At 64.3% G+C, this 20,561-nt stretch carries 17 protein-coding genes; all 17 read left to right on the plus strand.

The features are described from left to right. The first annotated feature begins 161 nt into the window (after nucleotides 1-161). A complete protein-coding gene (locus L979_RS05910; protein WP_047690404.1) occupies nucleotides 162-1,853 on the plus strand; it encodes a UDP-N-acetylmuramoyl-L-alanyl-D-glutamate--2,6-diaminopimelate ligase in 1,692 nt (563 codons plus the stop codon). Beyond that, the gene (gene murF / locus L979_RS05915; protein ID WP_081993897.1) at nucleotides 1,850-3,448 is read left to right on the plus strand and encodes a UDP-N-acetylmuramoyl-tripeptide--D-alanyl-D-alanine ligase; all 1,599 of its coding nucleotides are present in this window, start codon (nucleotides 1,850-1,852) and stop codon (nucleotides 3,446-3,448) included. The genes L979_RS05910 and murF overlap by 4 nt, the downstream gene beginning before the upstream one ends. Further along, entirely contained in the window at nucleotides 3,445-4,626 is a 1,182-nt protein-coding gene (mraY, locus tag L979_RS05920) for a phospho-N-acetylmuramoyl-pentapeptide-transferase (protein ID WP_047690370.1), read from the plus strand. Before murF ends, mraY begins: the two co-directional genes overlap by 4 nt. Continuing rightward, nucleotides 4,593-6,164, plus strand: a complete 1,572-nt coding sequence (gene murD, locus L979_RS05925) for a UDP-N-acetylmuramoyl-L-alanine--D-glutamate ligase (RefSeq protein ID WP_081993899.1) — start codon at nucleotides 4,593-4,595, stop codon at nucleotides 6,162-6,164. The genes mraY and murD overlap by 34 nt, the downstream gene beginning before the upstream one ends. Next, nucleotides 6,161-7,492, plus strand: a complete 1,332-nt coding sequence (locus tag L979_RS05930) for an FtsW/RodA/SpoVE family cell cycle protein (RefSeq protein WP_052209569.1) — start codon at nucleotides 6,161-6,163, stop codon at nucleotides 7,490-7,492. The genes murD and L979_RS05930 overlap by 4 nt, the downstream gene beginning before the upstream one ends. Next, on the plus strand, nucleotides 7,489-8,622 hold the full coding sequence (murG, locus tag L979_RS05935) for an undecaprenyldiphospho-muramoylpentapeptide beta-N-acetylglucosaminyltransferase (RefSeq protein ID WP_052209570.1): 1,134 nt from the start codon (nucleotides 7,489-7,491) through the stop codon (nucleotides 8,620-8,622). The genes L979_RS05930 and murG overlap by 4 nt, the downstream gene beginning before the upstream one ends. 134 nt (nucleotides 8,623-8,756) lie before the next feature. Beyond that, nucleotides 8,757-10,124, plus strand: a complete 1,368-nt coding sequence (gene murC / locus L979_RS05940; RefSeq protein ID WP_231559421.1) for a UDP-N-acetylmuramate--L-alanine ligase — start codon at nucleotides 8,757-8,759, stop codon at nucleotides 10,122-10,124. Further along, complete coding sequence (locus tag L979_RS05945; RefSeq protein WP_052209571.1) at nucleotides 10,124-11,089, plus strand: cell division protein FtsQ/DivIB; 966 nt, start codon at nucleotides 10,124-10,126, stop codon at nucleotides 11,087-11,089. The genes murC and L979_RS05945 overlap by 1 nt, the downstream gene beginning before the upstream one ends. 316 nt (nucleotides 11,090-11,405) lie before the next feature. Beyond that, the gene (ftsZ, locus tag L979_RS05950; protein ID WP_047690426.1) at nucleotides 11,406-12,647 is read left to right on the plus strand and encodes a cell division protein FtsZ; all 1,242 of its coding nucleotides are present in this window, start codon (nucleotides 11,406-11,408) and stop codon (nucleotides 12,645-12,647) included. Nucleotides 12,648-12,794: 147 nt separating this feature from the next. Continuing rightward, nucleotides 12,795-13,601 carry a polyphenol oxidase family protein gene (locus L979_RS05955; RefSeq protein WP_231559419.1) on the plus strand — a complete coding sequence of 269 codons (807 nt, stop codon included), beginning with the start codon at nucleotides 12,795-12,797 and terminating at the stop codon, nucleotides 13,599-13,601. Continuing rightward, complete coding sequence (locus L979_RS05960; RefSeq protein ID WP_047690374.1) at nucleotides 13,598-14,335, plus strand: YggS family pyridoxal phosphate-dependent enzyme; 738 nt, start codon at nucleotides 13,598-13,600, stop codon at nucleotides 14,333-14,335. The genes L979_RS05955 and L979_RS05960 overlap by 4 nt, the downstream gene beginning before the upstream one ends. 64 nt (nucleotides 14,336-14,399) lie before the next feature. Then, nucleotides 14,400-15,053: a cell division protein SepF gene (locus L979_RS05965; RefSeq protein ID WP_047690376.1), complete on the plus strand. Its 654-nt coding sequence runs from the start codon at nucleotides 14,400-14,402 to the stop codon at nucleotides 15,051-15,053. Nucleotides 15,054-15,061: 8 nt separating this feature from the next. Next, nucleotides 15,062-15,355: a YggT family protein gene (locus tag L979_RS05970; RefSeq protein ID WP_047690378.1), complete on the plus strand. Its 294-nt coding sequence runs from the start codon at nucleotides 15,062-15,064 to the stop codon at nucleotides 15,353-15,355. A 295-nt stretch (nucleotides 15,356-15,650) separates the two neighbouring features. Beyond that, nucleotides 15,651-16,274, plus strand: a complete 624-nt coding sequence (locus L979_RS05975) for a DivIVA domain-containing protein (RefSeq protein ID WP_047690381.1) — start codon at nucleotides 15,651-15,653, stop codon at nucleotides 16,272-16,274. Nucleotides 16,275-16,300: 26 nt separating this feature from the next. Continuing rightward, the gene (gene lspA / locus L979_RS05980; RefSeq protein WP_047690383.1) at nucleotides 16,301-16,837 is read left to right on the plus strand and encodes a signal peptidase II; all 537 of its coding nucleotides are present in this window, start codon (nucleotides 16,301-16,303) and stop codon (nucleotides 16,835-16,837) included. After that, nucleotides 16,830-17,768 (plus strand): RluA family pseudouridine synthase, encoded by a 939-nt coding sequence (locus L979_RS05985; RefSeq protein WP_047690384.1) that lies wholly within the window; start codon nucleotides 16,830-16,832, stop codon nucleotides 17,766-17,768. Before lspA ends, L979_RS05985 begins: the two co-directional genes overlap by 8 nt. A gap of 69 nt (nucleotides 17,769-17,837) precedes the next feature. After that, on the plus strand, nucleotides 17,838-20,561 hold a 2,724-nt coding region (dnaE, locus tag L979_RS05990; protein ID WP_047690432.1), incomplete at its 3' end, for a DNA polymerase III subunit alpha.

Genomic DNA, 20,561 nt, shown 5'->3' on the forward strand with positions numbered 1-20,561 from the left:
GACTCGGCAGGAATCCGGGACGGGTCCTCCCCACCGTTCAGGCCGCACGCACGCGCGTGGTCGGGGGAAGATGCGACCGGGTCCGTCCCGTGTTGTCGGTTCAGGTGCACGGGGATGGTCGGTGCAGACCGACGCAGCACAGGAAGGACAACGTGGAGAACATGGAGAACGCGCAGGCGATCACCACGGATGCAGCATTGCTGCGCCCTGGTGGGGTGTCCGCGGTCAGCGTGGGGTCATTGGCCTCGGCGATTGGCGGGCAACTGCTTCAGCTGGCGGACTCCACGGATCCCGGTGGTGTTGAGGTCACGGGCGTGAGCCTCGATTCCCGGGCCATCCGTCCGGGTGATCTCTACGCCGCACTGCCTGGTGCCCGCTTCCACGGCGCTTCCTTTGCCGCTGCCGCCTTGGATGCCGGTGCAGCCGCCGTGCTGACCGATTCGACAGGTGCCGACCTGCTCCGGGCATCGGAAACACCCGTGACGGTGCCCGTTGTGGTGGCAGCAGATGCCCGCGCTGCGGTGGGCTCCGTGGCCGCCCGCGTGTACGCCTCCCAGCCGGCCGATGGCAGCGGCTTGTCCCTGTTCGCCGTGACCGGGACCAACGGGAAGACCACCACCACCTACTTTGTGAACTCGATCCTACGGGCCCTGGGGGAGACCACGGGCCTGATCGGCACCATCGAGATCCTGGCCGGTGACCAGCGCATCCCCTCCAAACTGACCACCCCTGAGGCCCCCACGGTGCACTCGTTGCTCTCCGTGATGCGCGAGTCGGGGATGACTGCGGCTTCCATGGAGGTCTCCTCCCACGCCATTGAGTTCCACCGCGTGGACGGCATCCGCTACGGGGTGGCGGGATTCACCAACCTCACCCAGGACCACCTGGACCTGCACGGGACCATGCAGGCCTACTTTGACGTCAAGGCGCAGCTGTTCACCCCTGAGCGCACGGAACGCGCTGTTGTGGTGGTGGCCGACGACGACGACGCCTGGGGCATCGCCATGGCCCGCCACGCACGCGCGCAACTGGGTGCTGACAACGTGGATGTTTTCGCCATGCGCGGTGGTGTGGTGGGTGACCGTGAGTCCGGGCCGGAGCGCCGCGGAGCGGATTGGACGCTGCATTCCTTGACCCGGCGCGGCATCGGCCACGCTTTTGAGCTCGTCCACCGCGACGGCCGCAGCCTGCGGGTGAGCACCGGTTTGCCCGGTGTCTTCAACGTGGCCAACGCCGCCTTGGCAACACTCATGGTGCTCAGTTCGGGCGTGGCGTTGGAGGACCTGCAGCGGGCTCTGGATCAGCACGATCCCCTGACCACGGATGTGCCTGGACGCATGCAGTTGATCGGTACGCAACCCACGGCCGTCGTCGATTTTGCACACAACCCCGATGCTCTGGCCCGGGCACTGGCTGCTGTGGATCCGCCGGAAGGCGATGGACGAGTGATCCTGGTCTTCGGCGCAACCGGTGAGCGGGACAAGACCAAGCGTCCCCTAATGGGGGAGATCGCCGCACGGGAGGCGGATGTGGTGATCGTCAGCGACGACGACCCCCACGGGGAAGATCCCTCCACCATCCGTGAGGAAGTGATGGCCGGTGCTCAGGCGCTGATCGAGGCCGGCGGCGCCCGTGCCACGGAGATCCACCAGATCGCCCCTCGGTCAGTGGCCATTCACTCTGCGGTGCGCATGGCCGGACGCAATGATTCAGTGATCGTGGCTGGACGCGGTCACGAAACAGTTCAGGAGATTGCGGGGGTGGACCACCCGCTGGATGACCGTGCGGAGCTCCGCGCGGCTTTGGATGAGATGCGCCACAGCACTCAGGAAGGCTGGGGTGAAACCAAGTGATCGCACTGGATGCACACCAGATCGCTCAGATCACGGGCGGCACCGTGTTGGGTCTGCAGGACTCGGCACCAGCCCTTGTGATCCAGCACGTGACCACGGACTCCCGGGAGGCAACCGCCGGTACGCTGTTCGTGGCCAAACCCGGTGAGGTCACGGACGGTCACGAGTTCGTGGGCACCGCCTTTGCGGCCGGGGCCGACCTGGCACTGGTGCAACGCCCGGTCCCGGATGAAACCGGGGCGGTCTACCCGTCCGTGCAGGTGGATGACGTGGTGGAGGCCATGGGCGCGCTGGCTGCCTGGGTGGTGGCCCACCTGCGTGAACTGCACGGCACCGGAGCTGACGGCGTGAAGGTGGTGGGGATCACCGGTTCCGTGGGCAAAACCACCACCAAGGACCTGTTGCGCGCCATCTTCGAGTCGGTGGGACCCACCGTGGCGCCCCAGGGCTCCTACAACGGGGAGGTAGGCGTACCACTGACGGTGTTCACAGCCACCCCGCAGACCCGCTACCTGGTGGTGGAGATGGGCGCCACCCACATCGGCAACATCGAGTACCTGTGCAACATGGTCCACCCGGACGTCGGGGTGGTGCTGTGCGTGGGCACCGCCCATGCCGGGGAATTCGGCGGAGTGGAAAACATTGCGATCGCCAAGGGCGAGCTGGTGGAGACACTGGGAACTGACGGCGTTGCCGTGATCAACCAGGATGATCCCCGGGTTCGCACCATGCACTCGCGGACTCAGGCGCCCGTGGTGTTCTTCAGCTCAGACACGGACACCAGCACCCTGCCTCCCCAGGCACAGCGGGTCTGGGCCACGGAGGTCACCACTGACGACGACGGCCACCCCACCTTGACATTGCACTTCCCTGACGGGTCGGAACATCGTGTGGTCTCCGGGCTGATCGGTGCCCACCACGTCAGCAACATCCTGGCCGCAGCCACTGCAGCGTACGTCTCCGGGGTGCCTGCAGCCCAGATCGCATCCGTGCTGCAGAACCAGGCGGCCGGAAGCCGGTGGCGCATGGAGCGAACCGAACGTGCCGACGGCGTGACCGTGATCAACGATGCCTACAACGCCAACCCGCAGTCCATGCGAGCTGCTCTGCAGACCCTGGCTGCCCTGGGACGTCCCAGCGGGCAGCGCCCTGCGCGGCGCACCTGGGCCGTGTTGGGCGGCATGCTGGAACTCGGTGATCTCTCCGTCCAGGAGCACGATTCCATCGGCCGCCAGGTGGTGCGGATGAACATCTCCAAACTGGTGGCAGTGGGGGAGACCGCACGCCCCATGTACAACGCAGCGCATCTGGAAGGCTCCTGGGGCAACGAGGCCACATGGGTCGAGGATGCAGACACCGCAGAAGAGCTGTTGGCCCGTGAGCTGGCACCGGGGGACATCGTGTTGTTCAAGTCCTCCAACGCTGCGGGCATGAAGGTCCTGGGGGACAAAGTCGCTGCGGCAACGGTTGACGGGCAACGTGCCCCTGCAGCTGCCAACGATGCCCCGGCAGCAGGTGACCACTGGTTGTCTGCCGGTGACTTTGTGAATGCCGAGACCACGGAGCCGAGCGGGATCCAGGGGGAGCGCGCGTGATTCAGATTGTTGTTGCAGGCTTCCTGGGCCTGGTTCTCTCCATCTTCGGCACCCCTGCCTTCATCAAGTTCCTGGCCCGGCAGGGCTACGGTCAGTTCATCCGCGAGGACGGGCCATCCAGCCACCAGACCAAGCGTGGTACGCCCACCATGGGTGGTGTGGCCATCCTGGGTGCTGCCACCGTTGCCTACCTGATCTCCCACCTGGGCGTTGGACTGATCACGGGTCAGTGGACCGGGCCCACCATTTCCGGAGCCCTGGCACTGTTCCTGATGCTGGGCATGGGCTTTGTGGGGGCCATCGATGACTTCACCAAGATCACCAAGAAGCAGAACCTGGGCCTGACCCCCAAGGGCAAGATCCTCCTGCAGGGCCTGATCGGCTCACTGTTCGGTGTTCTGGCCTTGCTGTTCCCGGACCGCAACGGCCAAACGCCTGGTTCCACCATGGTTTCTTTCACCCGGGACATCCCGGCACTGGACATGGGCTTCGGACAGTTCCACGGGGGACTGATTGAGGCACTGACCTCTGAGCGCACCGTCATCCTGGTGCTGCTGGGGCTGGTCCTCTTCGTGGTCTGGGTCAACCTGATCGCCACGGCCACCACCAATGCCGTGAACCTCACGGACGGACTGGACGGGTTGGCCACGGGTGCTGCCATCCTGGTGTTCTCCGGCTACATGCTCATCAGCATGTGGCAGACAGATCACCTGTGCTGGGACAACAGCCCCACCGCAGGCACGGGCCTGTGCTACACCGTGCGCGACCCATCCGACCTTGCCGTTCTGGCCGCCGCCCTGATCGGTGCCCTGATCGGATTCCTGTGGTGGAACACCTCCCCGGCCAAGATCTTCATGGGGGACACCGGTTCCTTGGGCCTGGGTGGTGCCCTGGCGGCCTTTGCCGTGCTGAGCCGCACCGAGCTGCTGTTGGTGCTGATCGCCGGACTGTTCGTGCTCATCACCATCTCAGTGATCCTGCAGGTCGGGTGGTTCAAGATCTCCGGCGGCAAGCGAATCTTCAAGATGGCCCCGTTGCAACACCACTTTGAACTTAAGGGCTGGCAGGAAGTGACCGTGGTGGTTCGCTTCTGGATCATCGCCGGCCTGTTCGTGGCCGTGGCACTGGCCGTCTTCTACGGCGAATGGCTGATCTCCAACGGAGGAACTTTCCGGTGATTGAATCCACCAACGCAAACCCCGTGCTCGGCAACGCCAGGCTTGAAGAGCTGACCAGTTGGGATGCCAACTGGGCAGGTCTGCGCGTGCTGGTGGTGGGGATCGGTGTCTCGGGTTTCGCCGCCGCGGACACGCTGATCGAACTCGGCGCGAACGTCGTCGTCGTGGACGGCAAGGACACCCAGGAAACGCAGGCCAAGGCCGAAACCCTGAAGATCGTGGGGGCAACGGAGGTGCTTCTGGGGCCTGCAGCCATGACCCAGGTGCCGAAAGTCAACGGCGATCCCGCTGAGCTGGTGGTGACATCTCCTGGACTGCGTCCGGACCAGGCTCTGTTGGCGGATGCCCGTCAGCGCGGGGTGCAGATCTGGGGCGAGGTGGAACTGGCGTGGCGGATTCGTCAACGGGCCGGGCGCAAGACCGCCGACTGGGTGTGCATCACCGGAACCAACGGCAAGACCACCACGGTGCAGATGACCGAAACCATGCTCCAGGCAGGCGGACTCAAGGCCATTGCCGTGGGCAACGTGGGCACCCCCATCCTGGATGCACTGCGGGATCCCGTGGAGTACGACGTCCTGGCCGTGGAACTCTCCAGCTTCCAACTGCACTGGCAGTATTCGCTCTCCCCGTTGGCGGCCGTGTGTCTGAACGTGGCGGAGGATCACGTGGACTGGCACGGCGGCTTCCACGAATACATGGCGGACAAGGCGCGGGTCTACCAGAATTGCCAGGTGGCAGCCGTCTACAACGTGGCGGATCAGCGCACCCTGCACATGGTGGAGGAAGCCGATGTGGTGGAAGGCTGCCGTGCCATCGGCTTCACCGCAGGCCACCCGGAGCCCTCCATGTTGGGTGTGGTGGACGACCTCCTGGTGGATCGTGCGTTCCTGGACGACCGCCGCAACCATGCTTTCGAACTGGCATCGGTCACTGATCTGAAGCCTGTGCCAACGGTCCACGGTGTGGCCAATGCCCTGGCGGCAGCCGCCCTAGCGCGTGCGGCAGGGGTCAGTGCCGAGGACGTTGGGCACGGTCTGCGGTCCTTTGAGCCCGGGGCGCATCGCATTCAGCCGGTGGCCAAGACCCACGGCGTGGTGTGGATCAATGATTCCAAGGCCACCAACCCGCACGCGGCCAACGCTTCAATGTCTGCCTTTGACCCGGTGGTGTGGATTGCCGGTGGTCTGGCCAAGGGCACGGACAGTCACGATCTTGTGGCACAACACGCTCACCGCCTCCGGGCCGTGGTGCTGATCGGTACGGACAACGCCAATCTGGTGGATGCGCTGACTCGCCACGCTCCCGATGTCCCGGTGATCGGGGCCCTGCAGACGGACTCCGCAGGGTCTGCGGCACCTGAGGACGGTGACGCCGTGATGCGCCTGGCCGTGAACGCCGCACTGGCTGTGGCTCAGGACGGAGACACTGTCCTGCTGGCCCCGGCTGCTGCTTCCATGGACCAGTTCAAGGACTACGCCCACCGAGGAGATGCCTTCACCCAGTCCGTGGCCGATGTGGTGGAGCGCTTGTCATGAGCCCCAGGGGACGCACCGGTGCCAGCACGGTCAGCGCCATGCGCCGTGCCGATTCTGGTGCTCCGGCACCTGTGGGTTCTGATCTGCAGAGTGCGGGCAAGGGTTTTCTGCGCAAGGTCTGGACCTGGGTGCATGACGGCCCCCTGGTTCATTCCTACTGGGCACTGGCGGCCAGCGCGATTCTGCTCTCCGCCGTGGGCATCATGATGGTGCTCTCCTCATCAGCGGTGGAGTCGATCTCCGCCAACGTGTCCGCCTTCTTCTATTTCTCCCGTCAGGCGATCTTTGGCGGCGTGGGTGTTGTGGCCATGGTGATCCTCTCCCTGGTGCCCTCCCACGTGTACCGCCAGCTGGCCGTTCCGGCCTTTGTGGTCACCGCCATCGGATTGGCCTCCGTGTTGATCTGGGGAACCGAGATCAACGGCAACCAGAACTGGATCCAGATCGGTGGTTTCACCGCACAGCCTTCTGAGGCCGCCAAGCTGGGTACCGCCCTGATGCTGGGGTGGTACTTCGGCAAACACGCAGGTGCCTTGCACGGTGCCAAGGCCTATGTCTGGCCGTCGGTTGGCATCCTCCTGATCCCGTTGATCGGCGTGGGCCTGGGCGGGGACGCCGGAACCGCCATCATCTTCGCCTTCATCTACGCGGCCGCGCTGTTCTTGGCGGGAGCCCCTCTGAAGATCTTCACCGCCGGGGCAATCCTGGTGGTGGTGGTCAGTGCCCTGACCGTGATCACAGCACCGCACCGTTTGGATCGCGTGACCGGGTGGATCACGGGGAATTGCGACGCCGCCGGGTCCTGTTGGCAGGCACAGCAAGGCCTGGGCGCTCTGGCCACCGGTGGATGGTGGGGGGTTGGCCTGGGTCAGTCGCGGTCCAAGTACAGCTACGTCCCGGAAGCCCACAACGACTACATCTTCTCCATCATCGGGGAAGAGCTGGGCCTGATCGGAACCGTGTTCATCCTGGCGTTGTTCGCCGTGATGGCTGTGGCCATGGCCCGGGTGCTGCTGCGTAGCACCTCCACGTTCGAGCGTGTCACCACCGGGGCCGTCCTGGCGTGGTTGATCGGGCAGGCCTTCGTGAACATCGGAATGGTGACCGGTGCCCTGCCTGTGATCGGCGTTCCCCTGCCGTTCATCAGCTACGGTGGATCCTCCCTGTTCATGTGTCTGGCCGCAGTGGGAGTGGTCATGTCCTTCACCCGCATGCCGGGCCAGCCTGGCTTGTTCTCCTCGTTCAGCCGTCAAGGCCGCCAGCAGAATGCACAGGCGCTGCCACACAACGTGCACCCCATCGGCCACCGTTCTGAGAGGACGTCATGAACGCCCAGGATCCCGCTGACACGGAGACCGCAGCCCAGCGGCCGATCTCTGTGGTGATCGCCGGTGGTGGAACCGCCGGTCACATCTCCCCCCTGTTGGCCATCGCACGGGCCATCACAGAGGTTCAGCCCCAGGCACAGGTGACCGCCGTGGGTACCGCCTCAGGTATGGAAACCCGATTGGTCCCGGAGGCCGGCCTTCCGCTGGAGACCATTGACCGGGTGCCGCTGCCGCGCAAACCGTCAGTGGATCTGCTCAAACTGCCGCTGAAGTTGCGCAATGCCATCAAGCAGGCCGTAGAGATCATTGACCGCCACAAGGCTGACGTGGTGGTGGGGGTCGGTGGCTATGTGTGCACCCCCATGTATCTGGCAGCCAAGCGCCGAGGTGTCCCCGTGGTAATCCACGAGGCCAACGCTCGGCCCGGCATTGCCAATCGAGTGGGTGCCCGCTCGGCTGCGGTGGTGGCCACCGCCTTCCCGGACACCCCGTTGGCCGGAGCGCGCACCGTGGGCATGCCCATGCGGCCTGAAATCGCCGGTCTTGACCGAGCGGCTCAGCAGCGTTCGGCGCGGGAGAACCTGGGCCTGGACCCGCAGAAACCCACGCTGATCGTGACCGGTGGGTCCTCCGGTGCCCTGTCCATGAACAAGACCATTGAGCAGGTTGCCGGTGATGTTGGCGTCCTTGGGGTGCAACTGCTGCACATCACCGGCCGGGGCAAGCAGGTCAAGACCTCAACCGGTGAACTCCTCCAAGCTGATGGCTACCGCCAGGTGGAGTACGTCAACGGCATGGAGGACGTCTATGCCGCAGCGGATCTGTTGGTGGCTCGCTCCGGTGCCGCCACGGTCTCGGAAGTGGCCGCGGTGGGTCTGCCCGCCATTTTTGTGCCCCTGCCCATCGGCAACGGTGAACAGGCCTTGAATGCCCGTGCGCTGGTGGCATCCGGTGCGGCACACTTGGTGGAGGACGCCCAGTTCACACCGGATTACGTCCGAACCACCATTCTTCCCCTCATCACCAACAGTCAGCAGCTGAGCGTGATGTCCCAAGCCGCCCAGGGTGCGGGCGTGCGTGACGCCGCGCAAACCATGGCCGGGCTGATCTTGCAGGAGGCACGGGCGTGAGCGCTCAGACACCATCCAATGATGCCGTGGCGGCACATGACAACGGTGAGGTTTCTGCCCGCACCGTGGTGGGTGTGAACACCAATCCACAGGATTTGGGCAGAACACATCTGATCGGCATCGGCGGGGCGGGCATGTCCGCCGTCGCTCGTCTGCTGCTGGCCCACGGTGTGCCCGTGTACGGATCCGATGCCCAAGACTCCACGGCCGTCACCCAACTGCGGGAACAAGGTGCCACGGTGACGGTGGGGCAGAAGGCGGAAAACGTTCAGGACGTGGACACCGTGGTGATCTCCACGGCCATTCGTGAGTCCAACCCTGAACTGGCGGCGGCACGTGAGCGTGGACTGCAGGTGGTGCATCGTTCGGACGCCCTGGCAGTCTCCATGCACGGTTCCCACGTGGTGGCCGTGGCCGGCACGCACGGCAAGACCACCACCAGCTCCATGACTGCGGTCATGCTGGAGGCCGCAGGGCGCCAACCGTCGTGGGCCATTGGTGCACATGTGGCGGACCTGGGAGCCAATGCCGCCTTGGGTCACGGTGAGTGGTTCGTGGCCGAGGCCGATGAATCGGACGGGTCCTTTCTCAAATACGCCCCCAGCGTGGCGGTGGTGACCAACATTGAACCGGACCACCTGGACCATTACCCCACGGTGGAAGCTTTCTTCCAGGCCTTTGACGACTTCGCCGCAACGCTGCGCGACGGCGGCACGCTGGTTGCCTGCCAGGACGACCCCGGTTCCAGGGACCTCGCGCGCAAGGTCCGTGACCGTGGTGGCCGGGTCCTGACCTACGGCACCGATTCCACGGCGGACATTGAGATTCACGACGTCGACCCCCACGGTCTGGGCTCCAGCGCCGCACTCGTCGTGGGTGAAGGCGCAGATGCACGCCGCCACCGTTTGACGCTGTCAGTGCCGGGGATGCACAACGTGCAGAACGCCACAGCTGCTTTTGCGGTGGCCTTGGCCACCGGAGTTCCGGCTGAGGACGCCCTGCGCGGGCTGACGGGCTTCCATGGATCTGCTCGCCGGTTCGACCTGAAGGGCGAGGGCGGGGGAGTGCGCGTGTTCGATGACTACGCCCACCACCCCACGGAAGTGGCAGCGGCCCTGACCGCAGCGCGCAACGTGGCCGGTGAAGGCCACCGTGTGTTGGCCATGTTCCAACCGCACCTGTTCTCCCGGACCAAGGCCTTTGCCACCGAGTTCGCCGCGGCACTGGAACTGGCAGACCACGCTTGGGTCCTGCCGATCTTTGCCGCACGCGAGGACCCCATGCCAGGTGTCACCTCAGAACTCATCACGGATGCTGCGGGGGAGAACGTCACGGCTGCGGAGGATGCCCAGCAGGCCATGGATCAGATGGTGGCTCAAGCACAGCCCGGCGATCTGATGTTGACCATTGGCGCCGGCGACGTCACCGTCCACGGACCGCGCCTTGTGGAAGCCCTGGCCACTGCGGCGGACCAGGCGTCTGCCGGGGAGGCCACTCGCTGATGGCCCCCGGCCAGCGGCCCCACCAGCCAAACTTCCACCGCACCGGGCAGAGCCCCACCGATCCTTCCGTCAGCGACCCCTCACCGGATGATGCAGCGGAGGTTCAGGTCAATGACGGCTCCAAGGTCTCTGATCTTGACCCTGAGCGGTTCGAGGAGGTCCCGGCAGGTGGTGGACGGTTCAGCGCCTGGCGGCGCCATGTCCAGGTGGAGAATCCCACCACTGATGCTGCTGATGGAGCGCAACGCACGCCCCCGTTGACTCCCGCTCAGAGGCGTTCACGACGCCGTCGTCGGGCATTGTGGGCTGCGATCACTGCTGTGGTGGCCGCCTTGGTGCTGGTGTGGGTGATCTTCTTCTCCCCGCTTTTGGCCGTGCGTGCTATTGAGGTCAACGGTGCGCAGCTCACGGACGAACAAGACGTCCAACAGCATCTGGAGCATTTTCAGGGCACACCCATGGCGCAGATTTCCGAGTCCGATGTGATGGACAGCCTGGGGGACCTGCCGCAGGTTCGATCCGTGCATGTCATGACCATGCCCGACCGCCGGTTGATCGTGGACCTCACGGAACGGGTTGCTGTTGCAGCGGTCCAGGACGGTCAGAGTTGGAGCCTGGTGGACCATGAGGGCACGGTGTTGGGTACCACCGAGGATCTGGCCGAGCTCCATGTCCCGGTGATTGAGGGCGGTACGGAGGTGTTGGGCACAGAGGATTTCACCTCCGTGGCAGATGTGCTCTCCACCTTGCCGTCCTCGCTCCTGGAACAAGTCAGTTCCGCCAAGGCCCAGTCCGATTCGACCGTGGAGCTGGAGTTGAACGGTGGCATCACGGTCAAGTGGGGGGATGCCACCCAGAGTGCGTTGAAAGCTGAAGTTCTGGCTCAACTGATACAAGCTCCTGAACAGACCGGGGCGGTGAACGTCTATGACGTCTCCACGCCGGAACACCCGGTCCTGAGCTGACATCAACTGCCTTCGCCGGGTGTCTCGGTACGGTGAATGCCCTGGTGGTGGGGTCACAGACTTCAAGGTTTGCCTGAAGCTTGAAGTAGTGATGTCAAATTCCAGGCAATGCACTGCTCAACACACCCACTTACGTGCAGTGAGCCGTGAACCCGTTGCTAGTCTTTGCGTGGAAGAAATAGGTGCGCCGTATCTGCTGGTCACTCATCATTCAATCCCAACTTGAGGGTTAAGGAATGATGGGGTCGGCGGAGGGCTCACCATCAACAGCCCGTTCGTCCCAGGCGGGCGGACCCCCGAAGTGAAACAGGTGATCATGGACACCACGACTCCCCAGAACTACCTGGCCGTCATCAAGGTCGTCGGCATCGGCGGCGGCGGCGTCAACGCCGTCAACCGCATGATCGAAGAAGGCTTGCGCGGCGTTGAATTCATCGCCATCAACACTGACGCCCAGGCGCTGTTGATGTCCGATGCCGACGTCAAGCTGGACGTCGGACGCGAGCTGACCCGCGGACTCGGTGCAGGCGCCAACCCTGATGTGGGGCGCCAGGCTGCTGAAGATCACCAGGAGGAGATCGAAGAGGTCCTCAAGGGCGCGGACATGGTCTTCGTGACCGCCGGTGAGGGTGGTGGCACCGGTACCGGTGGCGCGCCCGTGATCGCCCGCATCGCCCGTTCCTTGGGAGCCCTGACCATCGGTGTGGTCACCCGTCCGTTCACCTTTGAGGGGCGTCGTCGTTCCAACCAGGCCGAGAACGGCATCGAGACCCTGCGGGACGAGGTCGACACCCTGATCGTCATCCCCAATGACCGTCTGCTCTCCATCTCGGATCGCAACGTGTCCATGCTGGATGCCTTCAAGTCCGCTGACCAGGTGCTGCTCTCCGGTGTGCAGGGCATCACCGACCTCATCACCACCCCGGGTCTGATCAACCTGGACTTCGCGGACGTCAAGTCCGTGATGCAGGGTGCCGGTTCGGCCCTGATGGGCATCGGATCCGCCCAGGGTGAGGACCGTGCCGTCAAGGCTGCGGAGCTGGCCATTGCCTCCCCGCTGCTGGAAGCCTCGATCGACGGTGCCCACGGCGTGCTGCTCTCCATCCAGGGTGGCTCGGATCTCGGCCTGTTCGAGATCAACGAGGCCGCCCGCCTGGTCCAGGAAGTCGCTCACCCGGAGGCCAACATCATCTTTGGTGCCGTGATCGACGACGCCCTGGGTGACCAGGCTCGCGTGACGGTGATTGCTGCAGGCTTTGACTCCGTCTCCCCGGAGACCAACGCCAACAACACCTCGGCTGCCGCTCAGCAGGCCGCCTCCACCCGTGCAGCCTTCGGCTCCGGCGCCGGCCAGCCCGCCAACATCGGACGCTCCCCGCAGCGCGGCGGTCAGTCCACTCAGGGCCGTGGCACCTCCACCTCCGGATGGTCGCAGCAGTCCAACGACGACGTCCCGGACGACGCCGGATTCGATGTTGATCTGCCGGCCGAGCAGGACTCCGTGAAGGGTTCCTCCAATCGCAAGGACTCTTTGGACTTCCCGGATTTCCTGAAGTGATGTGATGCCGCAGCTCATGGCGCGGCACCCCCTGAGAATGAGCCGGAAGCGTGCTGTCAGGCATCCGGCTCATTCTCATGTGATGTTTGAGCACTGGTGGACAATGGTGGCGGGCCGGGACACAAGGAGTTCTGGCCGCGCAGGACGATGACCACAACACGGCAACCGCTGCGGGAGGCAGGAATGTTCTGGTACCAGACCACGGTGGGCCCGGCTCACGTAGGGTTCACCAACCGTGGCGCCGGCAATCTTGCACTGCACGTGGGTGATGATCATGAGGCGGTGCGTCGTCGTCGTGCAGCCCTGGAGTCTCAGCTGGGAGTGCAGCCGGGCAGCATGCTGTATCTCAACCAGGTCCACGGCAACACGGTTGCAGATGCGGAGCAACTGGCCGCTGGTGTGGTGCCCACGGCTGATGCCGCCGTGTCCACCACCGGCCGGCCGCTGGCTGTGATGGTGGCCGACTGCGTACCCGTTGTTCTGGTGGGCCAGGATCCGGGTGATCCCCGCGTGTGTGTCACAGCCGTCGCCCACGCCGGCCGCAACGGGTTTCTGGATGGGGTGCTGGAAGCGACGGTGGATGCCATGCGCACCCGCGCAGCTGTCAGAATCTATGCGGTGGTGGGCCCCAGTGTGTGCGGTGACTGCTACGAGGTTCCGGAGCAGATGGCTGCGGACTCGGAGTTGCGCAGCCCCGGCGTCCGTGCTGAAACGAGCTGGGGGACGCCGTCCCTGGACCTGCCCGGCGCGGCAGTGCGGCGTCTGCAGGAGATGGGCGTGGACGTGGACCGTCCCCAGGACCAGCCCACCGTGGCCTGCACCCTGGAGAACACCACTTTGTTCTCCCACAGGCGGGATGCAGGCAGCGGTCGAATCGTGGGTGTGGTCACCGTGCCCGAGCATCCAGGTGCCAACCTCGGCAGCGATCAGCAGGACGGGGCGGTGGAGCTGTGAGTGCAGATCAGCGTCAGACCGAGCTGGCAGAGAATCTGGCCCAGGTGCGTGAGCGTTTGGCTGCTGCCGAACAACAGCGGCAGGTGGGCACGGGGCCAGCCGAACTGATTGCCGTGACCAAGTTCTTCCCGGCAGCGGATGTTCGCCGATTGGCCCAGCTCGGGATTGTTCAGGTGGGGGAGAACCGGGACCAGGAAGCATCAGCCAAAGCCGCTGAGGCTCCCGAGGTGACCTGGCACTTCATTGGCCAACTGCAGTCCAAGAAGACCAACTCCGTGGTCCGTTACGCCTCCTGCGTGCACTCCGTGGACCGTCTGTCCTTGGTCACGGGCCTGGGTAAATCAGTGCGCCGGCATAGGGAGAGCGTTCTTGCCGGTGAGGTTGCCCGCGGGCCCAATGCCGAGCGCGATCTCCAGTGCTTGATCCAGGTGTCACTGGATGGCACCGCGGGGCGCGGAGGGGTTGCTCCAGCGGAGTTGGAACGCCTGGCTGAGGCAGTGGAAGCGGAGGACGGACTACGTCTGCAAGGTGTCATGGCCGTAGCTCCGTTGAGTCAAGACCCTGATCCTGCCTTCCAGGAATTGTTCGAGTTGTCACAGGTGGTGCGCAGGACCGCACCGGCAGCGCAGTGGATATCCGCCGGTATGAGCGCGGATTTGGAGGCAGCCGTACGGTGGGGCTCCACCCACGTTCGAGTTGGTTCCGGTATTCTCGGTGCGCGTCCGGTGGGTTGATCCAACCCCGGTACACCACCCCGCACCAGATGAACTTCCCGCACCAGATCAAGGAGAGCCGTCCATGGGCCAGTCGATGCGCCGAGCCATGATTGCGCTGGGTCTGGCCGAGCCCGATGCGCCATCCCAGGCCGAACAGCGCGAATCGCGCGCCGAGTCCCCCCGGGTGACAGAGTCCAGCCGTGATCAACGGGTGGAACGTGAGGAACGCAGTCAGGTGCCGGCACCCCGGAACGCGGCCCCCCAGCCCGGCCGGTCCAGTGCAGAGACTCGGCCCTCCGGGTCCTCAGCCGTTCGCGGCAGCACTGAGGGCAGCCGTGAGAGCTCCACGCCGCACAGTGCTCGATCCAGATCGGCACAACCGCGCCGAGAGGCCGAGTACCGTGCCCCGGTGACTCCCATCAAGCGTGCCCCCTCCACTTCACGAGAGAATGCTGACGACATGCGCACCATCACCACCGTGCACCCGCGCTCCTACAACGACGCCAAGTCCGTGGGTGAGTCCTTCCGGGACGGCACCCCTGTGATCATGGATTTGACGGACCTCGGTGAGGCTGAGGCCAAGCGACTCGTCGATTTCGCGGCCGGCCTGGTGTACGCACTGCACGGCTCCATTGAGCGCGTGACCACCACCGTGTTCCTGCTGACCCCCTCCTATGTGGAGGTGGTGGACAACACCACCCCGCAGGAGACCGCTTCCGCTGACGAACAGGCTTGAGTGAATCAGTGAACATCGTTCTGGGCATCCTGTACCTGGCCTCCCACCTGTTGGTCCTGGTGGTCCTGGCACGCTTTGTGCTGGAAATGGTGAGTTCTTGGTCACGCAACTGGCGTCCGCAGGGTGTGATGCTGATTTTCGCCTCGGTGGTCTACGGCATCACAGACCCGGTGTTCAAGCCGTTGCGTCGGCTGATTCCCCCGTTGCGCATGGGCGGTATTGCCTTGGATCTTTCCGCAATCATCCTGATCCTGGGCCTGACCTTCCTCAGAGGCATCCTGGCCGCCATGTTTTTCGGCTGACCCAACCCCCGGACCGCTCAAGGACGAGGCAGCGGCGGACGGTCACCAACGCAGCCACCAGGGGCCGTGCAACAGCGGCGTCGTCGGTGAATCGATGATCCGGGAACGCGCCGGGACAATGTACTGTGTTGAGAGAACATGACCATTGCGTCGCGGTCGTCCCTTGAGTTGATGGGCGTCTGGACCCCCGGGAGCCGGGCTGGCAAACGGGAACATCAGACGCCAATGCTCACAGGGCCTGCTGCTCGGGGGCCGAGACCCACGCAATGACCTGCACGAGGAGAGAAAACACCCCATGGCTCTGACTCCTGAAGACGTCATCAACAAGCGGTTTCAGCCGACCAAATTCCGTGAAGGCTATGACCAGGATGAAGTTGATGACTTCCTGGATGAGATTGTGCTGGAGCTGCGCACGCTCAACCAGGAGATCGCCGATCTGACTCAGCAGCTGGAAGCTGCAGGCAGTGCTCCTGACAACGCGCGCGCAGCGGCCCCTGCCGAGACCCCCGCAGAAGAAACTGCGGAGCCGGTTGTGGAGCCCGCTCCGGCGGCCGCAACCGAGCCGGAGCCCGCCGCTGCACAGGCGCAGCCCACCACGGACTCCGCTCAGAGCGCTGCCGGCGTGCTGGCCCTGGCCCAGAAGCTGCACGACGAATACGTGGCCAACGGCCGTGCCGAACATGATCGTTTGGTGGCCGAGGGCCAGAGCCAGGCGGACCAGATGGTCTCCGACGCCCAGCGGTCCAAGGAGGAAGTCCTGGCCGGACTGGAGCAGGAGCGCGGCGTCCTGGAGCAGAAGGTCAGTCAGCTCAAGGGCTTCGAGTCCAGCTACCGCGAACGCCTTAAGTCGTTCATCTCCGGGCAGCTGCATGAGATCGACAACGCTCCCTCCGTCATGCCTGAGGCAGATCAGTCCTGAGTTCTGCACACACCGAGTCACATCTGGTGAACGGATCCAAGCGCCGCCCCGCAGTTTTTGTTCTGGGGGCGGCGCTGACCGCGTTGGTGGTCTACGTCCTGGACCAGGCCACCAAGGCGTTCGTGGAACGCACCATGCAGTTGGGCGAATCCATCTCCGTGGTGGGGGACTGGGTGCGGTGGCACTACATCCTCAACCCCGGTGCGGCCTTTTCCCTGGGTGAAGACCACACCTGGGTGTTCACCGCCATCATGGCCGTGGTCTCGGTCGGGATCATGCTGTATCTGCCGCGCGTTCGCAGCTGGCCGTGGGCCCTTGGACTGGGGATGGTCCTGGGCGGTGCGCTGGGCAATCTGACCGACCGGCTCTTCCGCTGGCCCGGGTTCCCCAGTGGTCACGTTGTGGATTTCATCCACGTCAAGCACTTTGCCGTGTTCAACACTGCAGACTGCGGTGTGGTGATCGGCATCGCCCTGATCGCCCTGTTGCTGCTGATGGGGCGTGAGCCGGACGGCACCCGCTACAGCAAGACGCGCGACACCGGATCCAGGACCCATGACTGAACGGGTCACGGAACACTTCACGGTGCCGCCTGAGCTCGACGGCCAACGGGCAGATGCCGCCGTGGCGCGGTTGAGCGGCCAATCACGAACTGTGGTGGGAAAGTTGCTGAGGGCCGGAGAGGTCCAAGCGGATGGCACCACCCTGAACAAGTCAGCGAAGCTGACGGCCGGGACCACCGTCACCGTGCTCATGCCGGAACAGGTCGATCTGGCCGACGTGACCCCTGAGGTCGTGGCCGGATTCGACGTCGTGTACTGCGATGACGACATCGTGGTGGTGGACAAACCCGCCGGTGTTGCCGCCCACCCTTCCCCCGGGTGGAAAGGCCCAACGGTGGTCAGCGCGTTGGCTGGTGCAGGGGTGTCCGTGAGCACTTCCGGGGCTGCTGAACGGCAAGGCATCGTGCATCGCTTGGACGTGGGCACCTCCGGGCTGATGGTGGTGGCCCGAACGGAACGCGCCTACACCGCCTTGAAGCGTGCCTTCAAGCAGCGGACGGTGGAGAAGGTTTACCACACGGTGGTGCAGGGTCTTCCTGACCCGTTGGAGGGCACCATTGATGCACCCATCGGCCGCCACCCGGGCCACGAGTGGCGCTTCGCCGTCGTGGACGACGGCCGGGACTCGGTGACCCACTACCAAACTCTGGAGGCCTTCGGGCGGGCCACCTTGGTGGAGGTGCACCTGGAGACCGGGCGCACGCACCAGATCCGCGTGCATTTCTCGGCGCTGCACCATCCCTGCTGTGGGGATCTGACCTACGGTGCGGACCCGGCGCTGTCGGCAGGACTGGGCTTGACCCGGCAGTGGCTGCACGCTCGTCGTCTGGGGTTCGAGCATCCCGCCACCGGGCAGAACGTCACCTTTGAGAGCCCGTACCCCCAGGATCTGGACTACGCCTTGGAGACTCTGCGCGACGGCGGCCCCTGATCACCTGGGGAGGGCATCGTCACCTGTGGCACACGCGATGGTGTCTGAGCCTGCCGCTAGACTCTTGGGGTGACGAAGGGCAAAGGTTTTACGCATCTGCACGTGCACACCGAGTATTCGATGCTCGACGGTGCAGCCCGACTCGACGATCTCTTTGAGGCCTGCCATGCCAACGGGATGGACTCCCTGGCCACCACGGACCACGGATTCGTCTTTGGTGCCTACGACTTCTGGGCCAAGGCCAACAAAGCGGGCATCAAGCCGATCATCGGTGTTGAGGCGTATCTGACGCCCGGTACCCACCGCACGGACCGTTCGCGTGTGAAATTCCATGAAGGCGGCCGCGAGGACGTCTCCGGTGGTGGTGCGTACACGCACATGACCTTGCTGGCTGAAACCACTCAGGGCATGCAGAACCTTTTCCGGGCCTCCTCCTACGCCTCCCTGGAAGGTCAGCTCTACAAGCCGCGCATGGACCGTGAGCTGCTCAATCAGTACGGCAAGGGCCTGATGGCCACCACCGGCTGCCCGTCCGGTGAGGTCCAGACCCGGTTGCGCCTGGGACAGTACAAGGAAGCGATCGATGCCGCTGCGGAGTTCCGGGACATCTTTGGCCCGGAGAACTTCTACTGCGAGATCATGGACCACGGTCTGGGGATTGAGAAGAACATCCACCAGGACCTGATGAAGCTGGCCAAGGACCTCAGCCTGCCGCTGGTGGCCACCAATGACCTCCACTACACCCACGCGGAGGACGCCAAGGCGCATGCAGCTCTGCTGTGCGTCCAGTCCGGCTCCACCTTGGCTGATCCCAAACGCTTCAAACTCGATGCCGATGAGTTCTACCTGAAGTCCCCGGCGGAGATGCGTGACCTGTTCCGGGACTATCCGGAGGCCTGTGACAACACCCTGGAGATCGCCGAACGCTGCCACGTGGAGTTCGATGAATCCATCGGCAAGTTCATGCCCGTGTTTCCCGTCCCGGAAGGGGAGAACGAGGCCTCATGGTTCGCCAAGGAGGTGGACGCGGGCCTGGAATACCGCTTCCCCAACGGTGTTCCGCAGGAGGCCAGGGACCAGGCGGAGTACGAAAAAGGCATCATCCAGCAGATGGGGTTCCCCGGGTACTTCCTGGTGGTGGCCGATTTCATCAACTGGGCCAAGGACAACGGCATTCGGGTGGGTCCCGGACGTGGCTCGGGTGCAGGTTCCATGGTGGCCTACGCCATGCGCATCACCGAGCTCAACCCCCTGGAGCACGGACTGATCTTTGAACGTTTCCTCAACCCGGAACGTGTCTCCATGCCGGACTTTGACGTCGACTTCGATGATCGTCGTCGTTCGGAGGTGATTCGCTACGTCACGGAGAAGTATGGGGACGAGCGCGTTGCCATGATCGTCACCTACGGCACCATCAAAGCCAAGCAGGCCCTGAAGGACTCCTCCCGAGTGTTGGGCTACCCGTTCTCCATGGGAGAGAAGCTCACCAAGGCCATGCCCCCGGACATCATGGGCAAGGGCATCTCCCTGGCCGATGTCTACAACAAGGACGCCAAGCGCTACGACGAGGCCGGTGAGCTGCGCGACGTCCTGGAGGAGGACCCGGAAGCCGCCAAGGTGTTTGAAACCGCAACCGGCCTGGAGGGACTCAAACGCCAGTGGGGTGTGCACGCGGCAGGCGTGATCATGTCCTCGGATCCGCTGATCGACATCATCCCGTTGATGCGCCGCGAGGCCGACGGCCAGGTGATCACCCAGTTCGACTACCCCACGTGCGAGGGCCTGGGGCTGATCAAGATGGACTTCCTGGGGCTGCGCAACCTCACCATCATCTCCGATGCCATGGAGAACATCACCCTGAACCGGGACGGGTTCGTACTCGACCTGGAAACCCTGGAGCTGGATGACAAGGCCTCCTATGAGCTGCTGGCCCGCGGCGACACCCTCGGCGTGTTCCAGCTGGACGGTGGCCCCATGCGCTCGCTGCTGCGCCTGATGCAGCCTGACGAGTTCGAGGACATCTCCGCCGTGCTGGCCCTCTACCGGCCCGGCCCCATGGGTGTGAACTCCCACACCAACTACGCCCTGCGCAAGACCGGTCAGCAGGAAGTCACCCCCATCCACCCGGAGCTGGAAGAGCCCCTGGCGGAGATTCTGGACACCACTTACGGCCTGATCGTCTACCAGGAACAGGTCATGGCCGTGGCCCAGAAGGTGGCCAATTACACGCTGGGCCAGGCAGACCTTTTGCGCCGCGCCATGGGCAAGAAGAAGAAGTCCGAGCTGGACAAACAGCAAGATGCCTTCTTTGGCGGCATGAAGGACAACGGGTATTCGGAGGATGCCTCCAAGACCCTGTGGCACGTGCTGGAGTCCTTCTCCGACTACGCCTTCAACAAGGCCCACACCGCCGCCTACGGGTTGGTGTCCTACTGGACGGCCTACCTCAAGGCCCATTATCCAGCCGAATACATGGCGGCCCTGCTGACCTCAGTGGGGGACGACAAGGACAAACTGGCGCTCTACCTCAACGAATGCCGCCACATGGGCATCACGGTCCTGCCGCCGGATGTCAACGAATCGGTCATCACCTTCACCCCGGTCGGCAACGATATCCGCTTTGGCATGGCGGCGGTGCGCAACGTGGGTGCCAACGTGGTACAGGGCATTGTGGATGCCCGCGAGGAAAAGGGTGCTTTCACTTCCTTCAACGACTTCCTCTCCAAGGTCCCGGTGGTGGTGTGCAACAAACGCACCATCGAGTCCCTGATCAAATCCGGTGCTTTTGACCAG

Source organism: Kocuria sp. ZOR0020 (assembly GCF_000800955.1).
Taxonomy (GTDB): Bacteria; Actinomycetota; Actinomycetes; order Actinomycetales; family Micrococcaceae; genus Kocuria; species Kocuria subflava.

Bases quoted from the DNA above. Each gene is read 5' to 3' on its own strand.
- murD (WP_081993899.1), top strand. From the start codon at position 4,593: ATGGCTGATCTCCAACGGAGGAACTTTCCGGTGATTGAATCCACCAAC.
- murG (WP_052209570.1), top strand. From the start codon at position 7,489: ATGAACGCCCAGGATCCCGCTGACACGGAGACCGCAGCCCAGCGGCCG.
- L979_RS05930 (WP_052209569.1), top strand. From the start codon at position 6,161: ATGAGCCCCAGGGGACGCACCGGTGCCAGCACGGTCAGCGCCATGCGC.
- murC (WP_231559421.1), top strand. From the start codon at position 8,757: ATGTCCGCCGTCGCTCGTCTGCTGCTGGCCCACGGTGTGCCCGTGTAC.
- L979_RS05975 (WP_047690381.1), top strand. From the start codon at position 15,651: ATGGCTCTGACTCCTGAAGACGTCATCAACAAGCGGTTTCAGCCGACC.
- L979_RS05945 (WP_052209571.1), top strand. From the start codon at position 10,124: ATGGCCCCCGGCCAGCGGCCCCACCAGCCAAACTTCCACCGCACCGGG.
- L979_RS05965 (WP_047690376.1), top strand. From the start codon at position 14,400: ATGGGCCAGTCGATGCGCCGAGCCATGATTGCGCTGGGTCTGGCCGAG.
- L979_RS05955 (WP_231559419.1), top strand. From the start codon at position 12,795: ATGACCACAACACGGCAACCGCTGCGGGAGGCAGGAATGTTCTGGTAC.
- ftsZ (WP_047690426.1), top strand. From the start codon at position 11,406: ATGGACACCACGACTCCCCAGAACTACCTGGCCGTCATCAAGGTCGTC.
- L979_RS05985 (WP_047690384.1), top strand. From the start codon at position 16,830: ATGACTGAACGGGTCACGGAACACTTCACGGTGCCGCCTGAGCTCGAC.
- L979_RS05910 (WP_047690404.1), top strand. From the start codon at position 162: ATGGAGAACGCGCAGGCGATCACCACGGATGCAGCATTGCTGCGCCCT.